The organism is Sulfitobacter dubius, from assembly GCF_027214245.1.
Taxonomy (GTDB): Bacteria; Pseudomonadota; Alphaproteobacteria; order Rhodobacterales; family Rhodobacteraceae; genus Sulfitobacter; species Sulfitobacter dubius_A.
Genome location: NZ_JAPWHM010000009.1, coordinates 51,455 through 73,276, shown reverse-complemented (window position 1 = coordinate 73,276; position 21,822 = coordinate 51,455). Strand labels below are relative to the sequence as shown.

Below are 21,822 nucleotides of genomic sequence, written 5' to 3'. Positions count from 1 at the left end.
AGCTTGAGCGTTCGTCGGCCCCTGCCCCCGCCATGATGGTTTTGGGCTCTATGTGAGAGACATCAAAAGGAGGATAGCCTGCTCACCAAAGGGTGCAATTTTTTGGCAAAATCCTCCTTTGTGATAGGAAGCACAGCGTTGCTCTAAGCCCTCTGCACAATTGCGCCTCAGCCCTCCTCCAGCGGATAAGTAAGAGACAGGTGGCCCTGCATGTAAGACCTGCCAACCCGCTTAGGAGATCGCAGAATGTCAGTTCAGATTGGCTCAAAAACCATCAACGGAGACATAGGCGATTGGGCAGGCAGCAGCCCACTGTTCACTGAAACAAGATCAGGCGGGTATTCTCTTTACGGGGAGACGTGGCCAGATGGTGTGGTCTTCGCAATCAGTGGCACCGCCCCCATTGGCGCAAACACCACAATTTGGCTTGATACGGATCTTGACCGATCAACCGGCTACCAAATTTGGGGGTTCACGGGGGGGGCCGAATACAACATTCAAATCGCGGCAGACGGAACCGCGGCGCTCTACTCTGGTGGCGCAGGCGAGACTTTTGTTGCTTCGCTCGACGTGCAATACAGCCCCGACAAAACCGTCATGGAAGTGGCAATCCCTTCTTCCGTGCTGGCATTGCAAGAGTATCTGCGCGTCTTTGCGGATGTGAATGATCAGTATTTTCTACCTGATGACTATTCAAACATCGACCTAATCGTCGGGCCGGGCGGGCAATCCGGACCCGCGCCCTTTGCCGCGGGGCAGTTCACGCTCGATGGCAATTTAGCGGATTGGACCGGGAGCGCGCCGCTCTATACAGCCGACGATGGCACGGTGCTACACGGCGCGATCTCGGAAGGCTATGCGGTTTTTGCAATCAATGCGCCTCTTCAGATCGGCCAAACCACGACGATTTGGCTCGACACAGACCTTGATCCTGCCACGGGGTATCAGATCTGGGGTTTTGCCGGCGGTGCAGAATACAACATCGAGATTGCCGCAGATGGCACTGCGGCTCTTTATAGCGGTGGCGCGGGGGAGGTCTTTGTGAGTGATCTCGAGCTGCGCTACAATGCCGATCATACTATCGCAGAAGTGGCTGTCTCCTTGGCCGATGCAGGTATCTCCGAAGCGGTTCGTGTTCTGGCAGACGTGAATAACTCGGTTTTTTTACCGGGGGATTATTCAAACACAGATCTTATTGTGGGGGAGACCGCTTCACCGGCTCCTATCGCCTTTGGCCCCTATGTAGTTGATGGCACTTTGGCTGAGCACCCGGCCTCAACTTTGCTCTATGCGACGGCCGACAATGGCGCACAGATTTTTGCTGATGTTGTAGAAGAAGGGGCCGTCTTTGGCCTTACGTCTGATGCAGGGATCAATGCTGGCACAACCATATGGCTGGATACCGACTTAAACCGCTCTACAGGTCATCAGATCTGGGGCTTTGCTGGTGGGGCGGAATACAACATTGAAATCGCCGAGGACGGGACTGCGGGCCTTTATACAGGGGGGGCGGGCGAAGTGTTCATCTCAGCCCTCGAAATCCGCTATGCAGAAGATGGGCGTTCAGCCGAGATCGCCTTGCCACGCAGTTCTGCCAGCTTTGAAACCCAAATACGCCTATTTTCTGATATCAATAATTCTATCTATCTTCCAGGGGACTATGCAAACGAAAACCTAATTGCGGGCACGTCCGTCAGTTTCCCGGATGCGCCTGATATTCGCGTTGGCATCGTCTATTCAGAAACCACGGCCGCAAACTACTTCAACATTACGAACTATGGTCAATTGATCATGTCCGCCCAAAACCAGGCGATGCAGTCAGGCCTTCCCTTCGATCTTTTGGATGAAACGGCCCTGACCGATGCAGAGCTTCTCGCGCAATACGATGCTTTGGTCTTTCCCAGCTTTGCCAATGTACGAGCAGATCAGGTCGATGAGATCACCCAGGCGTTGAGCCTCGCCGCCCAAAACGGAACCGGGCTTATCGCTGCAGGCAATTTCATGACCAATGATGAGACCGGGGCAGCATTGGCCGGAAACTCCTATGCACGCATGCAATCTCTCCTCGGGGTCACCCTTGACGGGTTTGGCTCGACACAAGGGGTGGAAGTGATCGCAGGAGATGCAGGCCACCCAATACTTGAGGGCTATACCCCCGGGGCCTCAATCGACCGCTATGAGGCATTGAGCTCCTATCTGCACTTTAAAGACATCACAGGATCAGCTGAAATTTTGTTTGATCAAGTCCTAACACAGAACGGTGTCAGGACCTCAGAAGAGGCCGTCATTGCCACAGAGATCAATGACAACCGCAATGTTCACTTCGCCACAGATGCGGTCATCGGCAACTCCAATATCTTGCACGAAGCCATAGACTGGGTCGCCAAAGACGATGTGGCCACAGCCGGCATCGGGCTGCAAATGTCGCGCAGCTCATCTCTTTTCTATTCGCGCAACGACATGGACCAAAGCCAAGAATATTATGACGTGGCTGTGTTGGATGAAGGAATCTATGATCGTCTCGTACCCATCCTGGCAGATTGGAAAGAGCGATATGACTTCGTGGGGTCTTATTACATAAATGTAGGAGCAAACCCACCAGACCAGCAGACCGATTGGTCCGTCTCTCTTCCCTACTACGATGCGATCCTATCCATGGGTAATGAGATCGGTTCACACAGCTACACACACCCAGAAGACACAAACCTCTTGAACGGCGACACCCCTGAATTGTTGGACTTGCTCGCGCGCATTGATCCGCGCGATCCCGATAGTCTTAACCCTTGGGAGCTATCCGTCTCAGAGCAGGAAATGCTGAACAATTCCTTCCGCTTCCAGTTTGAAACCTCTGCGCTTGAAATCGCTCAAAGGCTTGGCATCGATATCACGGGAGCCGCCGTGCCGGGTGCCCCCGAAACGCTTGATACATCGCTCGAGATCATCCGCTTCTTTGACTATCTGTCGGGGGGGTATTCTGGCGAAGGGGCCGGCTACCCGGGCGCCTTCGGCTACCTCACTCCTGACCAAAAAACAGTATATCTTGCGCCAAACATGAGCTTCGATTTCTCTTTGCTCGACTTTCAAAATCTTCCCCCGGAAGAGGCCGCAGCCGTGTGGGCTGCAGAGCTTGAAGACATCACCAACAATGCCGACACTCCTATCATTGCCTTTCCATGGCATGATTACGGGCCGACCGAATGGACATTCGATAATGAGGCCTCTTCTTACACTTACGAGCTGTTTGATCGTTTCCTTGCCCTAGCACATGCATCCGGAACCGAGTTTGTCACGGGCCAAGACCTCGCTGAACGTATCAGAACATTTGAAGCCAGCGAACTTACACTTCACCGGGTAGATAACAGCATAACCGCGCAGATAATTTCTGGCGATGCCGCCGGGCGTTTTGCTCTCGATGTCGGCGAACAGATCAGCGCGGTATCTGGCTGGTATGCATGGGAAGGCACCCAAATCTTCCTGCCGCAGGGCGGGGGGCAGTTTGAGATTGCCGTAAGCGGAGCGGTCGAAGACGTAACGCGTTTGACCGCACTTCCGGACCGATCAGAATTGGTGTCGCTCAGCGGTGATGGGCGCAATCTTCTCGCCGAAATCAACGGCGGGGGGGATTTGTCTCTCAATCTCGGCGCTGATTGGGGTAATGGAAATGTTATTATTCGCGGTGCGCTCACTGCCCGCCAAGTGACGTCCGAGGGGATGACGCTGGTGTTGGAAGAGGGGCTGAACGCACTCTCAGTGGACTATGTCGAGGGCAGTACAGCAGGCACATCTGCCAATGAGATTATGATTGGTGGCTCTGCGGATGATATGCTTGCCAGCCAGGGCGGCTCGGATGTGATGATGGGCGGCGCGGGAGAGGATGTATTCGTCATCAAGATGGAGTCCGCTGGCACAAAGGTGTTGGATTTCGATCCTCTTGTAGAACTCCTTGTGTTGGATTGGCGCTCTGATGCAGCAACCTCCCCCTGGCAAACCGAAGAAGATATCCTCAACGCATTTGTAGATTACGAGACAGGAACGAGACTGACCTTTGGAGACGATTATCTTGTCGATCTTGTCGGTCTTGAGCGTGCCCAACTCGATACGAAAAACTTCCAGTTCAATGATGGGTCATGGATGCTGTGATAGACAGCATATGGCGAAGGAGAGCACAATGAAGGGACGTATTCTCACCACTGGTGGGGCAGGATACATCGGCTCGCACACCACAGTGGAGCTTTTGAAAGCTGGTCATTCTGTCGTCATTCTCGATAATTTTGAAAACTCTGATCGTGATCGGGTTGCACGAATACCGTTGATTGCAGGCACCGCCGATGTGCGGTTGGTGGAAGGTGATGTGCGTGATGCACAGTTGATGGCGGACGTGCTAAAACGCCACAAGATTGACGCGGTGATACACTTTGCTGGTAAAAAGGCTGTGGGGGAATCCGTCGCCAACCCGCTGCTCTATTATCATGACAACATTACCGGTGCGGTATCAGTGCTTTCGGCAATGCGGGAAGTCGGATGCAAAAATCTAATTTTCTCATCTTCGGCCACGGTCTACGGCGATACTGAGATGCTTCCCACCTGCGAAACAGCTGCCACCTCTGTCTCTAGCCCCTATGGGCGGACGAAGCTCATGATCGAAGAGATCATTGACGACACCGCAGCTTCTTTGGCCGCCTTTCAGGCTATTTCGTTGCGCTATTTCAACCCGGTCGGAGCCCATGCATCCGGGTTCATTGGAGAGTGCCCCCGCGGTGTGCCAAACAATCTCTTTCCCTATATCGCCCAGGCCGCAGCAGGGATCAGAGACTATGTGCAAATCCATGGCAGTGACTACGAGACCTGCGATGGCACGGGTAGCCGCGACTATATCCATGTCGTTGATCTTGCGCGCGGACATGTCGCTGCGGTAGAGCACCTGCTTTCATCTTCGGCAGATTATGCGCCTCATCGCAAAGTCAACCTGGGCACGGGTCAGGGCCATACGGTGCTGCAAGTGCTTCACGCCTTCTCCAAAGCTTGCGGGTTTCAAATTCCTTATCAGATTGGTCCGCGCCGCCCGGGCGATGTTCCGGCTTCACTGGCAGACCCATCGCTCAGTCTTGCTTTGTTTGGTTGGAAGCCTGAGCTCGATCTCGAAGAAATGTGCCGTGATCATTGGAATTTTCAAAAGCGTGAGCGTGACAAGTCGAACATTGGCATGCGCATGCCCCCTGTAACACATAAAGCCACATCCGATCACACAGACCCGCACAGAGCCCACCAGTTCACCTCTGGCAGCCGAAACGTCCTTAATTGAAGAGGTTTCTCGGTTTGTTTGCCGCAGCAGCGGCTGCATTGGCCTCTCAGCCCGGCCAAGCTTGCCCAGAACCGGCTGATAACAGAACCGCCCGGCTCACTTCGGCGCTCAAATCCGGCTATGGTGTTCAATACTGGGGGGCTTCGTTTCAGGCGGAAACACTGGCGCAGGCACCGCATGGTCTTTTGATCATCGAAGCGACAAAAATAGGCGCAGCTGATACGTCAGATGGGCGTGAAGTCACCTTCACCCCAGAAGAAATGGAGCGGGTTCGCCGTCAAGGTGAGCGGCCCGTATTGGCCTATCTGAACCTCACCGAGGTAGAGCCTTGGCGCGATTACTGGCCTGAAGACGGGAAAACGCCACCGTGGCTTGGACCCGAAACATCAACTGGCGACAAGCTCGCCGCGTTTTGGCGAAGCGAATGGCGAGAGATACTTCGGCAGCGTGCCATCCGCTTGATGAACACGGGCGTCGACGGTCTTTTCCTTGATGACGCGCTAAATTATTTTGTAGCAGGTTCGTTAAAAGGCAGAGCGCCAGGCATGCCTTCAGATGTGCCCGAAGCGGCTGAGATCATGCTGTCTCTCGTTCAAGAAATTGCAATCGAGGCCCGTACAGTACGCTGTAACGCTCTAATTATTGTAAATAATGGGGTATTTGTCGGCCGAGATGCCGGACCCGAAAACCTGGCTGCATTCGATACATATCGTGCTGCGATCGACGGTATTATGATCGAAGATGGGTTTGGCGGCGCGGATACCCCTGTTTTGCACACCGCTTTGCAAGAAGACTACCTTGCCAAAGGTATCCCAGTCCTCTCGCTGGATTTCACCTCAAAAGCCCAAACCGAAGACATGGTTAAGAGAGCCCGCGTCAAAGGTTATGCGCCCTATATTGTTCCGGATGGCAGCTTCTCTTCACTTGAACCGCCCGTCGCGGAGGCGCCCTAACGTCGCGCTCTTTGGTTATGGAAATGCATCACGCGCTGCCGGGAAAACCCCCCCTTGCGACAGGCTCTTGAGGTCAAACGCCGTGCCCGCCTGTGCCTGCAGACGGTCAAAATATTCCGTACCATGCAACCTAAGCGCAAGGGCATGCCACAGCATCTGGTCATGTGTCGTTTGCATGCTCCGCTGCAAGGCAAAAAAAGCTTCATCTGGGCGCTGCCGTGTCAGCGCCCACGCCGCTTCCACCAAAGGAGCGCCTTCAAGATACGCGGGTGTCAACCAGAGTTGGTAAGGCAACAGCGCGCCCTCGCCATCGTATCGTATAAGAGGCAAAAACCCGTTCTTTGGCGGTTGTTCTTGTACCGGCATTTGCTGCAGCAGATGTTTGAGAGGGCCAGTGTCACCACTTCTATCGGCGTAAAGTACAACTGCCTCCCACCCTTCGGGGGTCATCGAGCCAAAATCCACCCAAGGCTGAAGCATTAAGCGGGCAGCGTCGTAAAGTCTCACTTCCGTAAATGTTTTTGCTAAAAGAGCCCGGGCTTCCGGGACTTGGGAGACCACAGCTGCGGCAAACGTCTTTGCGAGACGTGGCCGCACCGTCATCACCTTGGCGATAGACATTGTCACGGCCGGCCCATCTGGTCTTATAAGCCAAGTGGCGGTAGTTTGGATCAACAGATCCGATTGCTCTGTGCTAAGAGCTAACGCGGCAAAGCGTTCTGCTAAAGCAGGTGCGTCCTGCCCTGCCAGTGACAAAGCGGAATGCGCCACCTCCAATGCCTCCGCGGTCGCGCCATCAGCGGCCATAAGATCAACCAACCGCATGCGCTCCGAGGCTGACAACTCTGTCACAGGGACACTGGAGAGGGTTTTACGCTCTGCGGCCCTATCCCCGAGTTGGCGGTAGATATCGGCTAATTTCTGGCGCTGCCTGTCGTTGGGCACAAGGCTGTGAGCTGCGGCAAGGTAATCTGCTCCCTGTCGCAGATTACCGGAGCGGAACGCAAGATCGGCACGAGCGGCCGCAATACTGGCTGTCTGTCCGGTGCGCGCTATGAGACCTGCCAGCAGTCTATCGGCCAATGCGCCGTTGCCTGCTGCTGCCGTCAACTCCGCTTGTCGAAAAGCAAGAGGGGGTGAAAGAGGTTCTTTTGCCGCATTGAGCAAGTTAAGCGCTTGCGCCTCAGACAATGACGTCAGGCGCGCCTCTTGATCTAGCTCTCCTTGGGGCACCAGAAAAAAAGCGGCCCCCACGCCAAAAGCCACAAGCAGGACAAGAGGTAACACGACATCACGGTCCCGCATTAGGGACACCCGACCGACAAGGTTAGCCCCATTGATGTTACAGAATGGTCCGGCACCATAAACTGCCATAAATTCGGCCCCGACGGAAAAACGGTTAAACGGTCCTGCTCAAGCCAGATCTCGGGTTTGAACGGTGCCCGGACGGTGATTTGGCCTGAGCCTTCGACCAGAGCCGTCGTTCGACACCCGTGACGGTCCAGGCGTTCCAGCGTTGGGCCTGCCTCAACCAATTCGATTGCCTGCAACGCCGTATCTGTAATGCTGAGCTCCGGACCTAAAGCGATCACAGCCGTTTCAGCGCCCGGATCCAATGCGATAAACAGCGCAGGGCCCACCTTCCAAGAACCCAACACAGCAGTGCTGCGGCTCATATCCAGAGTTAAACTTCCTGGGCGATCAAAGCGCAATGTGTGCAAGGCACCGCGATTGGTGACCCGCCACATATAAGAGCCGAGAGGCTCAATACGGGTAGACACCGCACCTTTGAGCAGCTCAGCGTATTGCGCCACACTCATCGCAGCCCGATCTTTTGACGCATGCAGCGCCCGTACCTCAACCACAGCTGCTCGTCCGGCCTCTGTCAGCAAATCTTGCGCGCCCACCACGAGGGTATCTGGCGCGAACGGCCAAGGCGCACCGCTCCTTGCGACCGCGGCGGCGCGCGCATACAATCCAGTTGGATCTCCAAAGCCTGAGGACCCTATAAGCGGAGCGACTGCGACTTGATCAGCCAGAGGGGATGCATCTCGCTCTCCCTGGCTTGCGGGTAAAAGCCGAAGAACAGCAGGGGATCCAAAAGACAAAAACCCATCGGTCTTGCTAAGGGGAAGACTATGGACGTGACGTGCCTCTTTCAGGGCGCTTACTGCGGCTGCAGCACCGGGCTCATCGGAAGGCCCCTGGATAGAAGGCTCCGACCACCCAAAGGTAATGGGGGCGCCTTTTGCCTCGAAGATCTCGCGCGCGAAAGCGTAGGCCGGGATGCCAAGGGACGCGCCCCCTGAAGGCGGGGCGCGAAGCTGCCACCCCTCTGCAAGCAGCATTGAAAGCGCGATGCGACGCCCTTGGAACATTGCAAGGTCTGGTACCGGAGTGAGACCTGTGCCCGTATAAGACGAAAAAACACGCGCAAGATCGACCGCGGTGGCCGCCCCTTCTGCGCGATCCGCCAAAAGCCGGTCCGAGAGCCACGTTTGAACACCGCGCTGAAACCCCAACGTACGCGGCATTTCATCTTCCCCGCTTAGCCGCACAATCGGCACGCCCCCTGGGGGCGCCACAGGCGCTACAACCAAGCCCGGGGGCACTGTGATTGGCCTTTCGGGCATCCAGTCTTGTGCAGCCTTGATCTTATCACGCGCGCCATCGTGCAAGATTGCCGCTCGCGCCCGGTCTACGCCGAATTGATGCCAAAGAGGGGCGCCGCCTATTTCACCGATCGCCACATGGGGCAGCGCTCTGCCACACTCCCTCTCTCTTGCGGTCAGCCAATCTTCTAGCGCTTGGGGGGCGGGCACATCCGAAGAAAACCAGCTTATGACACCAGCAATAGGGGCTGTCTCAAAGGCCGCAGGAAGCGGTGATGCGACATCCACATAAAGAGGAAACAGCCCTTTTTGAGCCAAAGGTCCTGCCAGATTGCGCGCTATGCGACTCGTTTCCAAAGAGGTCTCTTCGCGCCGATCGACCAGTGCAATCACACGGTTCGGCAAAGCCAGCTCCCCCACGCAGGCTGCTTCTAATGCGCGCGGAGACCACCAGATCGCGAAAAAGAGTGACACCCCCAGCCAAAAGTACGCCATCGATGCACCTTTCGAATTATAACTTCTAGATGAAACGGGCGAGACCCACCTTATGGAGGATTGTGGAAAGAATAAGGCAGTCATAAAATGTAAAAAACTTTTTGCTTAAGACGTTAGGGCTTCCCTTCGTATTGAAAGGACCAGCATGCTAACCGCGACGCTTTCCAAAGCTGGACTGGGCCTTGTGGCATTGGTGGCAGTGGGTGGCATCGAAAACTTGCCAGCGCTCGCCACCCGGATCCCCGCCAAAACAGCTTTAACTCATTTGGCGGCAGCAGACCATACAGCGCCAGTCCTTGCCACCCGCACCGATCCCGTTTTCGTAAACACCGCGGCGCGCTCTGTTGAAAAACCGCCAAACGTGATTGAGACGCCTTTCACCAAGAAATCATGCGATCGCAGCGCCTCAGAAGCCGACCTCGTCGTACCCGGAGACCGCCTCACATTGCGGGTCTTCGCTCGGGCGGTCAACAGCGCTGAACGCTTTGAACGACGTGATCTCTCTGGCACCTTCACCGTGGATGCAGCAGGAGAAATCGCGGTGCCTGGTATCGGCCGCCTGCCCGTGGCCGGGCAGGGACCGGCATGTCTGGAAGGCCCTGTAAGCACGGCTTTAGAAGCCGAAATGAATATCTCAGCCACCGTCACAGTATCATTCGATGCACGGCCGCCCGTCTTGATACAAGGCACCGTAATCTCGCCGGGAAGCTATGAGTTCACCCCGAACCTCTCCGTGCGCGCGCTCTTGGCCAAAGCCGGTGCAGGCGGTGGCACGGCAGATACGGCCCTGTATCGCGCTTTGGATGCCCGCAGCCGTGAATTGCGAACCTTGCGAGCGGGGCTCATGTTGCGCCACGCCCGCCTGACAGCACAGCGTGCCGGCGTGCAAGATTTGAGCCTTCCATCTGATCGGATCAAGTCATTGAACACTCAGCTGGGTCGCGACCGTGTCCAAGGTGAGACTGCCGTTCTCCAAGCCGCTCTTGCGGAAACAGCGCTGCGTAAGGCGCGAGATGTCGCCCTACGCACCGATCTAGAGAGCACATTGGAAATCGCCAAAACGCGGCGCAATTTGGTACGCTCCCGCTATGAGCAGCTAAGCCGTCAGCGCGATCAATTAGAGACCGACATCGGTGCAGACTGCCGGGGGCGCTGTGGCACCAGCCGCAGATATGACGAACTGCGTTTTGACAACCTCAACGGGCGGCTTGGCGACCTTGATCTTACCGTGGAAGATGCAGAAAGCCGTGTCATTGAAGCCCGTCATGCCCTTGATCGCCATGACCGTGACGTGGCCTTTTCTTATGCGCAAGCGGATAGCAAACTTGCCCTCTCGGTGGCCGAAACCTTGGCAGAGCGCAACGCGTTGGACGCAGAAATCGTATCCGTCGAAGCCCAGATCATGGATCTTGGCGGTTCGGCAGATAGCACCATTCGCGTAGAACGACGCCGCGGGTCGCAAATCCAAACGCTTGAAGTCCACAAAGATTTCCCCTTACTGCCAGGAGACCTTGTCATTATCGGGCCGCCCGATGATACAATTCTTGTCTCTGCTGAGGACCATTAGGAATGAGCGCTACGCGACTGCAAAGCGACACCGTTCATCAAACTCCCCGCCCCCGCGAAACCTTTCAACGGGGATTGCTGGGATCGGTTGTCTTGCTGCTGATCATCGCCGGCGCAGAAATGCTGTTTCTTGAGCCTGGCTATTTCGACAATCTAGCCCTGCATCCCTTCTGGATTGTGATCATCATTGCCGCGATGCAAAATGGCGTCGCCGTCGGGGCCATGACCAGTGTCATCGCCACCCTCTTGGTCGGCCTGCCCGATCGCCTCATTGATGAAAGCGCTACCGTTTACGCGGCCCGCGCGGCAGTGCTCCCTTTACAATGGTTTGTCGTCGCCCTGATCATCGGCTTCTACCGGCAAAGAGAAATCGAAGAGGCCGACGGTTTACGCGCTGAAGTCGCCCGGCTTGAAGGGATATCAGCCAGCCTTGCTGATGAGGTAGAACGTATGGATAGCATGGTGGCGACGCTGGAAAGCGAAGCCGCATCGCATTTGGCCCCAGCCCCCCCTACCGCTCCCAAAGAAGACCTTTTCCACCGCGCCCTGCCCGAACTTGCGGCATTGGCAGGATCAAATGGCGCAGATCTGCCGCACAGCTTTGAAGACGCCGCCGACGCCCTTTTTGAAGGTCCGGTGGCCTTGGTCGTCTCGGCCCAAGGGCGCGGTGAGTTTGTGATCGGAACAGCCCCTGAAGATGAGACTGATGCCATCACTTTGGCCCAGCTGATCTCAAAAAACCTTAAAGGTCAAAAAGGCCGCTCACAGACAATATTGCTAAAGGACCTAGGGGTCACTCAAGAGGGCGCGGTGCGGGTCGCCCGCCAGAGACCAAGAACACAGAACGATATGTCGGCCTTGGTGATCTTTTATGCGCCGGACCGCGAAAGCGCAGATGCCGCCGCGGCCAGCATAGAAATCATATCAGAACTGTCCCGCATTGCCATTGAGCGCCTGAGCCGCGAACTGGATGCGGAAGAAAGCCGTCAGGCTGATACTTGGGATCGTGAATAATCCCATCCCATTGCAACGGGCCTGCGCAATTTGCATGACGCTCATTGGACTGGCCACAGCACTCATTGCGCTCAAGTTCGGTCTTTGGGTTGCGGTGGTTCTATATGCAGGCTTGGTTACAGTTCTTGTAAGCACATTGATAATCCTCGACCGTCCCGCCGCCATCTTATTTGCCATATCCGCGGTGACCCTCGGTCCGCTTTGTGGTCCAGTCTTACTCTTGGTGACAGGGCCCTTGCGTTGGACCGCACAGCCCACCCCAAAGCCGATCCTTTCCGCGCCAACACGCGCAGAGCGTATCGCTCAAGACATTGCCCAAGGGCGCCGACCGCTGATGCGCGACCGAGCCGTCTTACCGCTTGTGACGGTATTTTCTTCGGGAAACCTACGCGACCAGCAAGCCGCTTTGGCGGCCATTGCACGTTACTTTACTCCGGAGTTGCGCCCCGCTCTAGACCGCGCTCAAGCCTCTGACATCCCTGCCATACGCGCCCAATCTGCTGCCGTCTTAACACAGCTGCGTGACATTTACGCTCATCGCGCCCGAAAGGTGATGACAAAAGAAACCGATTTGAGCGCCTCGGCGCTGGCCGCCGAAGTCCAAACGATTTCAAAGTCGGGATTTGTGGACCGACAAACATTGTTGGACCTTGAACGGATCGCGCATAGTGCGCCGACTTGCCCCGATAGGGTGCCAACATGACTGCGCAAGACAAAGCGGACGTCTGCATCGTCGTCGAAGGATGCTACCCCTTTATCACAGGGGGCGTTTCTTCTTGGCTGGACTGGCTCATTCGCGCTCAGCCCGACCTTACGTTTGCGATCGTGGCGATCACCGCAGATCACCATCCCCGCGAGATCAAATATGAGCTCCCCCCAAATGTCTCTGATTTTCGTGCTCTACCATTGGCACCTGAGGCCCGCCGGCCACGTATTGGCCGCCCGCTAATTGACGGCCAGATCTATGGTGAAGCTCTCCAGCGTTTTTGGGGCGCGGCCGATGGGAATGCTTTTGAAACGCTTTGCCAAATCGCGACCACCCCCATAGGACGCAACCTACCCGCTTTGCCCTGGCAAATAGCACAGCCCGACCATGCTGATTTTATCTCCTCGCAACCTGCATGGGAGGCGCTCAATATCTGCGCGCGCGCGCTAGCCCCTGAAGCCTCCTATAGCGACACATTCTGGGCCTGGCGCACCCTCGTAGGCGGCGTAATGTCTATTTTGTCGGCCCCCCTCCCCCAAGCAAACATCTATCATGCGATATCAACAGGATATGCCGGACTTTATGCCGTTCGCGCCGCCCGCGAGATGAAAGCACGTTCGGCCATAACCGAACATGGCATCTATACGAATGAAAGACGGATTGATCTGCTGATGGCCGAGTGGTTGGAGGATCGCATTCACAAAGGGTTTGCCGTTCATGACAGGCGTCGCGACGTCCGCGATCTATGGACCCAGATGTTTGATAGCTTTGCCCAAGTCGCCTACGCTCAGGCGGATCGCATCACAACGCTCTACGGGGCAAACCAAACTTTCCAGCGCGCCTTGGGCGCGCGTGACGACCAGATGTCGATCATTCCCAATGGCATCATGTTGGAAAAATTCGAAGGGCTCTGCCCTGTACAGAATAAAGCCCGCCCTACCGTGGGTCTGATCGGACGGCTGGTGCCCATCAAGGACATCGAAAACTGCATCCGCGCCGCCGCGGTCATCCGCCAAGCGGTATCAGACGTAGAAGTGCTGATTATCGGCCCAACCGACGAAGACCCAAGCTATTTTGAAGCATGCAAACGCCGCGTAGCCGAACTACAACTGGGCGATACCGTGCGCTTCACAGGCCGCATGAACATCTTTGAAATTCTTCCCTTTCTTGATGTCATGCTCTTAACCTCAATCAGTGAAGCCCAGCCCCTCGTCTTGCTCGAAGCTGGCGCCGCGCGCATACCTTGTGTGGCAACCGACGTGGGTTCGTGCCGAGAAATCCTGGAAGGGACGGCAGAGGAGGTCCCTGCTCTCGGGAGAGGTGGCTTTGTGGTGCCGCCAATGGACCCGGAGGCTCTGGGTGCCGCCGTCATTCGCTTGCTGTCCAATGACGCCCTGCGCAAGTCCTGCGGGGAAGCATTGCGCAAACGTGTGGAAACCAGCTTCACCTCGGAAATATCCGCCGCTGCATATGGGGCTCTTTATCGCGAGCTTTCTCCATGAACCCTCGCTGGATAAACAGACTTCATGAGGCCACGGCCAAGACAAATTCGTGGCTTGATGGACCGCTACTGACTCCAATACGCAAGGTTCTGGAAGCCCTGATCGTCGCAGCAGGACCATGGGTTCTCGCGGTTGTGACGCTGGCTTTAATAGGGCGGACTGCTGAACGGTGGCTTACCCCAGAAGCTTTGGAAGATATTCGTCTTACGGTGGTATATGCCTTTATGATCGCCCCTATGGTGGCGGCCCCCCTTGGAGTGACCGCGGCACGTTTGATCACCAGTGCTGCAGAACCGCCTCCTCACGATTCTGGCGTAGCGGCGCTTATGCTCGTCACCTGCGGACTGGCAGGCATCATGGCTCAAGCCTTGGCTGTAGTGGTGGTATTTACCTTGGGGTTGAGCGATCCTGAGCTCGCGCTGGCCTTTGTTGTCTTAACATCCTCCTCCGCTATGATGTGGACAGCATTTACCATCATGAATGCCTGCCGGCTTCGCCCGCATCTGGTTTTATCATTTGCCGCGGGCATGGTCCTGGCTCTGACATTGTGCCAGTTCAGTATCCAAATCTCCATCAGCGGCGCCCTTCTCGTGTGGTGCTTCACCGCCGGAATCGCCCTCTCTTTTGCTCTTTGTTTGGCCCCATTCTGCGCTATTGGTCTGCCTCCCGCTTTACTTCGCAAGACAGTCGTTGACCTGAGAAAAACCGCAAGGGCTACCTGGCCCCTCGCCGCCGGGGCTTTTTTGGCAATCACTGGAATTTGGGCTGATAAATGGATTGCTTGGGCCGGGCCCAATGGCTTGGTTTCAACGGCTGGATTCGCACATACTCCGACGTATGACAGCGCTTTGTTTCTTGCGCATCTTTCAGCCGTTCCCGGCCTCGCCGCCCTGACTGTTCATTTTGAAAGCCCTGCCCGTCATGCAATGGCACAATTCCAAAGCATATTGACCAATGGCGCTTCGCTGAAGGCCGCAGAGCAGGCTGGAGAAGCGCTGTCCGTAAAACTTTGGAAGGGCATTCATCGCACCTTGTTGACGCAACTCGCCCTCTCGGGCCTGCTTTTTTTACTAGCCCCTGCTGCCGCATCTCTCGCGGGCCTTTTGCTCGACCAGTTTTTGATCTTACGGACTGCGCTTATCGGCTCGCTGCTGCACATTTTATTCCTATCCACCTCAGCGGTACTCATTTTGTGCAATCGCAAACAGGCCTTCTTGGCCTTACAGTTGCTGTTTCTGGCGACGAACGTGGCGGGTACGGCGATTCTATCTGCTGTCTATGGCACGACCGCGCTTGGCTTCACCATCGCTTCGGCACTGGCGAGCATCGCCGCCACCATATACGCTCACGCTACACTGCGCGATGTTTTGCGGCATTGTTATCTCACCGGAAACGAAGCTCTCTTCCACAAGTAAATAAATATAATTATTTAAAAACAATATATTAAGTGAATTTTTTTTACGCATACAGGCCGCAACGCGGCCTGTATGGGCCATCCACTCCCTCGTGAACGTTGATTTTCAAGCCTCATTATGGGCATAATGGCGCTACAGTCTTAGCCAATTTTCATCGCTATCTGATACTTTTTAACAGGCCCAGTAGATCTGATTACAATGGACAATGGCACTCGGCTACATTCCAGAACGCCTGCCTAGTCCAAAGGTATTGATACATGTCAGATCAAGAGCCCTTCATTATACTGCTCGATACACTGCCCTTCAGGCGGGCAGCATACGCCAATCAGCTGAGCGCTTGGGCTGCACCAAATGGCTTTGCTATCCGGGAATGCACCGAACTGAAAATGAATGCCTGCGCGCCCGCTCTCACACTCATCGTTTTAGGATCACAGCGCATTGGAAGCGTCGAGGGGCGCGCGCGTATTGACGCGGCAATGCGCATATCAAACAAGCCGGTGGCCGTGATTGTTGATACTCAATCCGCTGAATGTATCAATGTCGCTTTGGACGTGGGCTTGCATGGCGTGTTGAATGTCTCAGAGACACCTGAAGTTCTCTCCGCAGCGCTTGGCTTCATTATCGCAGGCGGGCGTTATGTCCCACATATGCGTGCCTCTGAGGCTGCTCCTTCAGAAATGTCCTATTTGCCGCAACCAGCGGATACGACTTTGACGCCGATCCAAGTGCTTGGCGAGGAAAGCTTCGACAATCCTGACCTCACCCGCCGTCAGTATGAAGTTCTCTATGGTCTTGCAAATGGCCACTCTAACAAAGAGATCGCCCGAGATTTGGCACTTTCTGAAGCCACGGTAAAAAGCCACGTACGTCAAGTCATGCGCAAACTGCATGTCGACAACCGGACCCAAGCCGCTTTGCTCGCTCGGGATCTCTTAAGTACGCCGAGCGCACAAAACTTCTATACACAAACGCCGCTGACCTGACCCCGTTAAAGCCGCAGACAGCTGCAGCGCGCAGCCTCAAAGAGTGACCAAACGATTTGTCCTGCTGCCCAAGCGGCGTGGCTGTTGGCTTCTGAGAGCAGCGTAAGCGGCGCGGTGCTATACTTGGGATCTGCTTGACGGTTGGAAGTTCCAGGAAAGCAATCATCTGCACCAAATCATTGGCATCACCTATCTCACCACAACTCCTTGGGGCGTATTCCAAGCCTAGCCAGGTCGTTCAGTATTCGGCAGTATAGAAGGACGGGAGAAATGGGGGAGTACCGGAATGCTGGAACCTTCGACAATCACGTCAATTTATGATGCATCATTTTCAGACGCGCATTGGCACAAGGCGCTTGATGTTTGCGGCAAGACGATCTCCGCAGAGGCTGTAATTCTCTACGAGTTTTCTGAGTTGAGGCAAGTAAGCTACGCTCTTCAAGCTACCAGCACTTCCATTCAATTGGCAGCAGAAACTTTGCAAAGATATAACAGGATCGCTGCAGAGGGCCGTGGCTCAAACTTCGACAACGAAGGTCTTGCCGCCGCCCACGGGGCAAACGCCTTCGAAGTTCTGTATGATAGCGATATCTGGAAAATTGATGCGAACTATCGGAATAGACCAGAAGTCAAAATGGTTCTTGAGGAGTTAGGCTGGTTCCGTCGAGCAACCGTGAATTTATCGGATGACCCGAGTGTCTACCGGGGGGCAATTTTTTTCTTCGGCGCCAAGTATGTTAGAAGAATGCCGGTACATACTAAAGCTCTCGCATGTCAAATAGGTCCTCATCTAGCGAAATCAATTGAACTCAACAGGTTAACTTCAGGTCTCCGAAGGAAATACAATGCCGCCCTTTCTGTGCTCGATAAGATTGAGACGGGGGTGTTTGTTGTATTAAAGAGCGGCGAGGTGATCCTTAAAAATAGGGTTGCGGCCGATTTGATCTCAGCGGACCGCGGATTGCGGTTGAAAGAAGATAACTACCTGACATGTGTAACGGAGTCCGCGCAGTTAAAATTGGCAAGCTCGATCAATGATATAAGCCTTACAGCTGAAGGGCAAAATGATGAGGTTTCTAGAATCCTCGAAATCCCCGGCGATAGGACCGACTCCACGCTCTTAGCTATTGTATCACCATTACGGGATGCAAATATCGAACTTGAAAGAGGGTTGACTGGAGCATTGCTTACGACAATCGATCCGCTCCAACCCATCAAAGTTAATACCGATGCGCTGGCACATGCCTACCGCTTGACGCGTGCAGAGAAACGATTGGCAAAGCTTTTAATAAAAGGACTTACCAACAAAGAAATTGCTTTGAACCTTGATGTAAGCCCAGAGACCGTCAAAACCCAACTAAGTTCAATTTATCAAAAATGCAATTGTAAAAATCGTCTTTCTTTTGTTTGGAGGATTTTTCAGTTTTCTCCGCCGATAATATAAGCCCATCTGTACTACCGGCCTGGCTGCGCCTGAATTTGAACAATCGCGCTTTTACTCTTAAAGCAACACGAGTCCGGCAGGTTACCAATTGCGGTATTTGCCAGACCGCCACTCCGGGCTTTGTGACCCTACCTAAACACAATGGCGGAGGCGCGATTCAGAGGGGGGCATAGCCACCGTCGCGCGTGTCCGGAGTGCTTCGGCCGAAAATGCTGCACAAGTGCTGCCAGCTACGCCTGTGGGCAAAGAACTCATCCAAATCTGTGCACCTGTTCGAGCAGCCATACTTCTTGCTCGGCCAGCCTGGGCGACGTTTCTTGGTCCGGAATAGGGCTTCGGTGAACGGGCTGTCATTGTTGCCACAGAAAGCCCCTCTCCGGTTCACCCTTGGAAAATGGGACACAACCGCAGCGCCCACCGCGAGAACCTTCTCCCGCCACGCCTGCTTCTTTATTAAATGACGGAGACCTGGAAAGGCAGGCTGCTTGAGCACCCGCGGAGTTTACCCATCCTGCCCACAAACCCAACCCCTTCCCCTCATTCGACAAGGTTTCCCAGATTTCCTTCGGAGCCTCTTTGAGAGTTTGGCCATCCCCCAGATGGGGGATGGATTTAAGGATACTTATCTTTCAGCATAATAAAGCGGCACTTTGGTGCTGCCAATTTGTTCTGCCTTCTTAAGAAGAGCTAAGGCGCGCAAAAATGCGTTTCTGTTCCTACGAAGGTCTTCCACAAAATCTCTCCAAAAGGGGTGTCTGCAATGGAAAACTACAAGGCGCTAATCACGCAACTTTATATCGGATATTTCGGTCGCGCCCCTGAACCTGGAGGCTTGGAATTTTGGATAAATGCCCTTGAAGGGGGCTTTTCCATACAAGAAGCAGCGCAAGACTTTGCTTCTCAGGCAGAAACGCTGGCACAATACCCATACCTAAAGAATCCTGATAGCAGTGACTTAGGGTCTTTCCTTACCGATGTTTACAACAATCTCTTTGGCAGGCAGCCAGACGCTGCAGGTCTGGCTTTCTGGACGGAAGTCATTGAATCGGGCCTGCCCATTGGCACCGCCATTCATGATATTGTTAACGGTGCGCAGGGCGACGATATCAACATACTAGAAAATAAGGTTGAATTGGCCTTGCGCTGGACAGACCTAGCAAACAATGAAACCGATTTTGGACTTACACCGGAAGGGATAGCATCATCCCGTGCGGCTTTGGCTCTGGCAACGGCTGATCCCGCAAGCGTCGGGCCGCAGGGCGCCGCAAGAGACGCATTAGACAGCTTCTTTAACGATGCGCCGAGCTTGAGCATCACCAGCACAGTGAATTCATTGAGCGAGGGTGCAGATACATCCTCTCGCATTGAAGTTGCGGAAATCACCATTACGGACGATGATCTGGGGCAAAACACGCTGTCTCTGTCAGGCAGTGATGCTGGCTTGTTCGAGATTGAAGGCAATAAACTTTTTCTCAAAGCGGGCACCCAACTCGACTTCGAAACGGCCGCTCAGCTTGATGTTATGGTGGGTGTTGATGACCCTACAATCGGCAGCACACCTGACGACAGTTCTTCGTTCAGCCTAGTGATTACCGATGTCGCTGAAACCCCGGCCGACCCCGTTCAAAGGGTAGACCGCTCCGGATCGACTTCAGATGAAGTCATTACCCTGCCTGGCAATAGTCCGACTGTGATCAAGTCCGGCTCGGGCAATGATATCATCACAGCGGGAGATGGACCCAATGACATCGATGCCGGTGAAGGGAACAACACGGTAACCACCGGCTCCGGCAGTGATACAATCGTTACGGGCAGCGGCAATGACACCGTCTCCAGCGGAAGTGGCAACGACACTGTCACCATTGGGGATGGTGATGATGCAGTACACGCCGGTGGAGGCGCAGATCTTATTGTTGCGGGCAACGGCGGAGGCGATGACTTTATCGATGGGGGATCGGGAACAGACACCGTTTCTTACCCGTCGCTCACATCCTCAGAACCTGTAGGCATCGATTTGAGCGAGATTGATCGGTCAGATGATGCTTTCATCGCAGCAGTCTTAACGCGTGAAGGATTGGCTGCAAATACACCAGTGGGTTTTGCCTATGGGGGCCCCTGGGTTGGAGCAGACGTTCTGATCAATATCGAAAACGCTTCGGGAGGTGCTGGAAACGATACGATCTCGGGGAGTGAAAACGCAAATGATCTGAGCGGGGGGGAAGGAGACGACATCTTGTTTGGGCACGCCGGATCTGACCGCTTGGATGGCGGGGATGGCGCAGATCAACTAGATGGTGGCGGTGGCGCAGACATGTTTGTCGCAAGCCGCGGCAATGACACTATGGTTGGCGGGCTCGGGCACGACGAGTTGCTCCTATCGGGCGCCAACACCGATTACTCTGTTACTTCAAACGGTGATGGCACCTATACCGTCACTGACAGTCGCGTTGATGGAGACGGCGTCGATATCATTTCGAGTGTGGAGCAAATGACCTTCTCGAACACCTCAGTGGGGCTTTGGACCCTCGTGCCCTATTTCGAGGTGGTGGGGACAAATAATTCTGAACGGCTCGAAGGAACCCTAGGCCACGACGTCCTAAAAGGACAAGATGGAGACGATCTTCTTTTGGGGTTTGAAGGGTCAGATGAACTCACCGGCGGCCGTGGGAACGACACCCTCGATGGGGGCCCCACAACGGATGATGACAATTCTCTTCGCGATGCAGCAAACTATATCGAGGAGTATTTGAACGGAGGAACCCAAGGGGTCACGGTTAATCTGGCAACAGGTATTGCAACTGACGCTTATGGCGACACCGACACCCTCATCGAAATAGAACGTGTCTACGGAACAAATTTTGACGACCTTCTGATCGGCTCAGATGAAACCGATACAGGCGAAGCTTTTGACCCTTATGGAGGAAATGACACTATCTATGGGGGGGATGGAGAGGATCGTCTCCACTACCATCTATCTGAAGGCGTCGGTGGCTTCGGCGGCATAACGGCGATATTCGATGCCACCACTGAGGGAGCGGGCACGGTGTTGGACCCCTTCGGCGACACCGATACGTTCACAGGCATTCGAGAACTCAGAGCCACGCAGGTTGCCGACACCATTACGGGCGGCGCTGGACGCCAAATTATTTCTCCCCTTGATGGCGCAGATACAATCGACGGAGGGGCGGGGATAGATGAAGTTCGCTTTGACCAAGATGCCAACTATGGCGGCACACTCGCGCTGAACCTTGACATGGAACTGGTCGACGGTAGCGGATATGCAACCGCGACAGATGGGTGGGGCAACAATGATCTCATCCGCAATGTAGAAGGCATTCGAGGCACAGGCTCTGATGACTTTATTGGTGGAGATGCTCTAGCAAATGTTCTCAACGGCCGCTCGGGGGATGATGTCCTCGAAGGCCGCGGCGGGGACGATACCCTATTGGGCGAAAATGGTGCTGATCTGCTGGACGGCGGTATCGGGGCAGACATCCTTGTGGGCGGCATTGGCAATGACACCCTCACAGGCGGCAGCGATAATGACTGGATGCACGGTGGACTGGATGCCGACACATTCGCTTTTGCCGCGGGAGATGGGAATGACAGCATTGCCGATTTCTCGGTCGGAGAGGACGCCCTGCTTTTGCAAGCCGGGCTGACAATCACCTCTCACACCGAGGCGGATGTGGATGGTAAAGTTGGTTTGGATACGGTCCTCGATCTTTCCTCTGGCGATACCATTACATTGTCAGGCGTCTCTGGCATTACCGATACCAGCTTGCTGTTTTGATCTTAGGAAGCCCATACGACCCCATCGTTATGAGGAG

12 protein-coding genes are annotated in these 21,822 nt (G+C 54.8%); 10 read left to right on the top strand and 2 right to left on the bottom strand.

Annotated elements, in window-relative coordinates; translation table 11 throughout:
- Positions 1-246 precede the first annotated feature (246 nt).
- Genes O4H31_RS17685 through O4H31_RS17675 form a run of 3 tightly spaced genes read left to right on the top strand, consistent with a single transcriptional unit; the run spans position 247 to position 6,255 of the window.
- Positions 247-4,140, top strand: coding sequence for a hypothetical protein (locus tag O4H31_RS17685; protein WP_269347919.1), 3,894 nt, complete (start codon positions 247-249; stop codon positions 4,138-4,140).
- A gap of 28 nt (positions 4,141-4,168) precedes the next feature.
- A complete protein-coding gene (galE, locus tag O4H31_RS17680; RefSeq protein WP_269347918.1) occupies positions 4,169-5,302 on the top strand; it encodes a UDP-glucose 4-epimerase GalE in 1,134 nt (377 codons plus the stop codon).
- A gap of 14 nt (positions 5,303-5,316) precedes the next feature.
- Complete coding sequence (locus O4H31_RS17675) at positions 5,317-6,255, top strand: endo alpha-1,4 polygalactosaminidase (RefSeq protein WP_269347917.1); 939 nt, start codon at positions 5,317-5,319, stop codon at positions 6,253-6,255.
- Between the two features lie 15 nt (positions 6,256-6,270).
- Here O4H31_RS17675 and O4H31_RS17670 read toward each other — a convergent pair whose 3' ends face one another.
- Together O4H31_RS17670 and O4H31_RS17665 are read right to left on the bottom strand one after the other, a co-directional pair.
- A complete protein-coding gene (locus tag O4H31_RS17670; protein ID WP_269347916.1) occupies positions 6,271-7,560 on the bottom strand; it encodes a tetratricopeptide repeat protein in 1,290 nt (429 codons plus the stop codon).
- Positions 7,560-9,272, bottom strand: coding sequence for a hypothetical protein (locus O4H31_RS17665; protein ID WP_269347915.1), 1,713 nt, complete (start codon positions 9,270-9,272; stop codon positions 7,560-7,562). Before O4H31_RS17665 ends, O4H31_RS17670 begins: the two co-directional genes overlap by 1 nt.
- A gap of 235 nt (positions 9,273-9,507) precedes the next feature.
- Between O4H31_RS17665 and O4H31_RS17660 the strand changes: the two genes are divergently transcribed.
- From O4H31_RS17660 to O4H31_RS17630, 7 genes are all read left to right on the top strand, one after another.
- Entirely contained in the window at positions 9,508-10,929 is a 1,422-nt protein-coding gene (locus tag O4H31_RS17660; protein WP_269347914.1) for a polysaccharide biosynthesis/export family protein, read from the top strand.
- 92 nt (positions 10,930-11,021) lie between these two features.
- Entirely contained in the window at positions 11,022-11,942 is a 921-nt protein-coding gene (locus O4H31_RS17655; protein WP_269347913.1) for a hypothetical protein, read from the top strand.
- 699 nt (positions 11,943-12,641) lie between these two features.
- Positions 12,642-14,150 (top strand): GT4 family glycosyltransferase PelF, encoded by a 1,509-nt coding sequence (pelF, locus tag O4H31_RS17650; protein ID WP_269347912.1) that lies wholly within the window; start codon positions 12,642-12,644, stop codon positions 14,148-14,150.
- Positions 14,147-15,565 (top strand): exopolysaccharide Pel transporter PelG, encoded by a 1,419-nt coding sequence (gene pelG / locus O4H31_RS17645; RefSeq protein ID WP_269347911.1) that lies wholly within the window; start codon positions 14,147-14,149, stop codon positions 15,563-15,565. The genes pelF and pelG overlap by 4 nt, the downstream gene beginning before the upstream one ends.
- A gap of 257 nt (positions 15,566-15,822) precedes the next feature.
- Positions 15,823-16,548 (top strand): helix-turn-helix transcriptional regulator, encoded by a 726-nt coding sequence (locus O4H31_RS17640; RefSeq protein ID WP_269347910.1) that lies wholly within the window; start codon positions 15,823-15,825, stop codon positions 16,546-16,548.
- Positions 16,549-16,834: 286 nt separating this feature from the next.
- On the top strand, positions 16,835-17,992 hold the full coding sequence (locus tag O4H31_RS17635; protein ID WP_269347909.1) for a helix-turn-helix transcriptional regulator: 1,158 nt from the start codon (positions 16,835-16,837) through the stop codon (positions 17,990-17,992).
- Between the two features lie 760 nt (positions 17,993-18,752).
- On the top strand, positions 18,753-21,785 hold the full coding sequence (locus tag O4H31_RS17630; RefSeq protein ID WP_269347908.1) for a DUF4214 domain-containing protein: 3,033 nt from the start codon (positions 18,753-18,755) through the stop codon (positions 21,783-21,785).
- Positions 21,786-21,822: the final 37 nt, after the last annotated feature.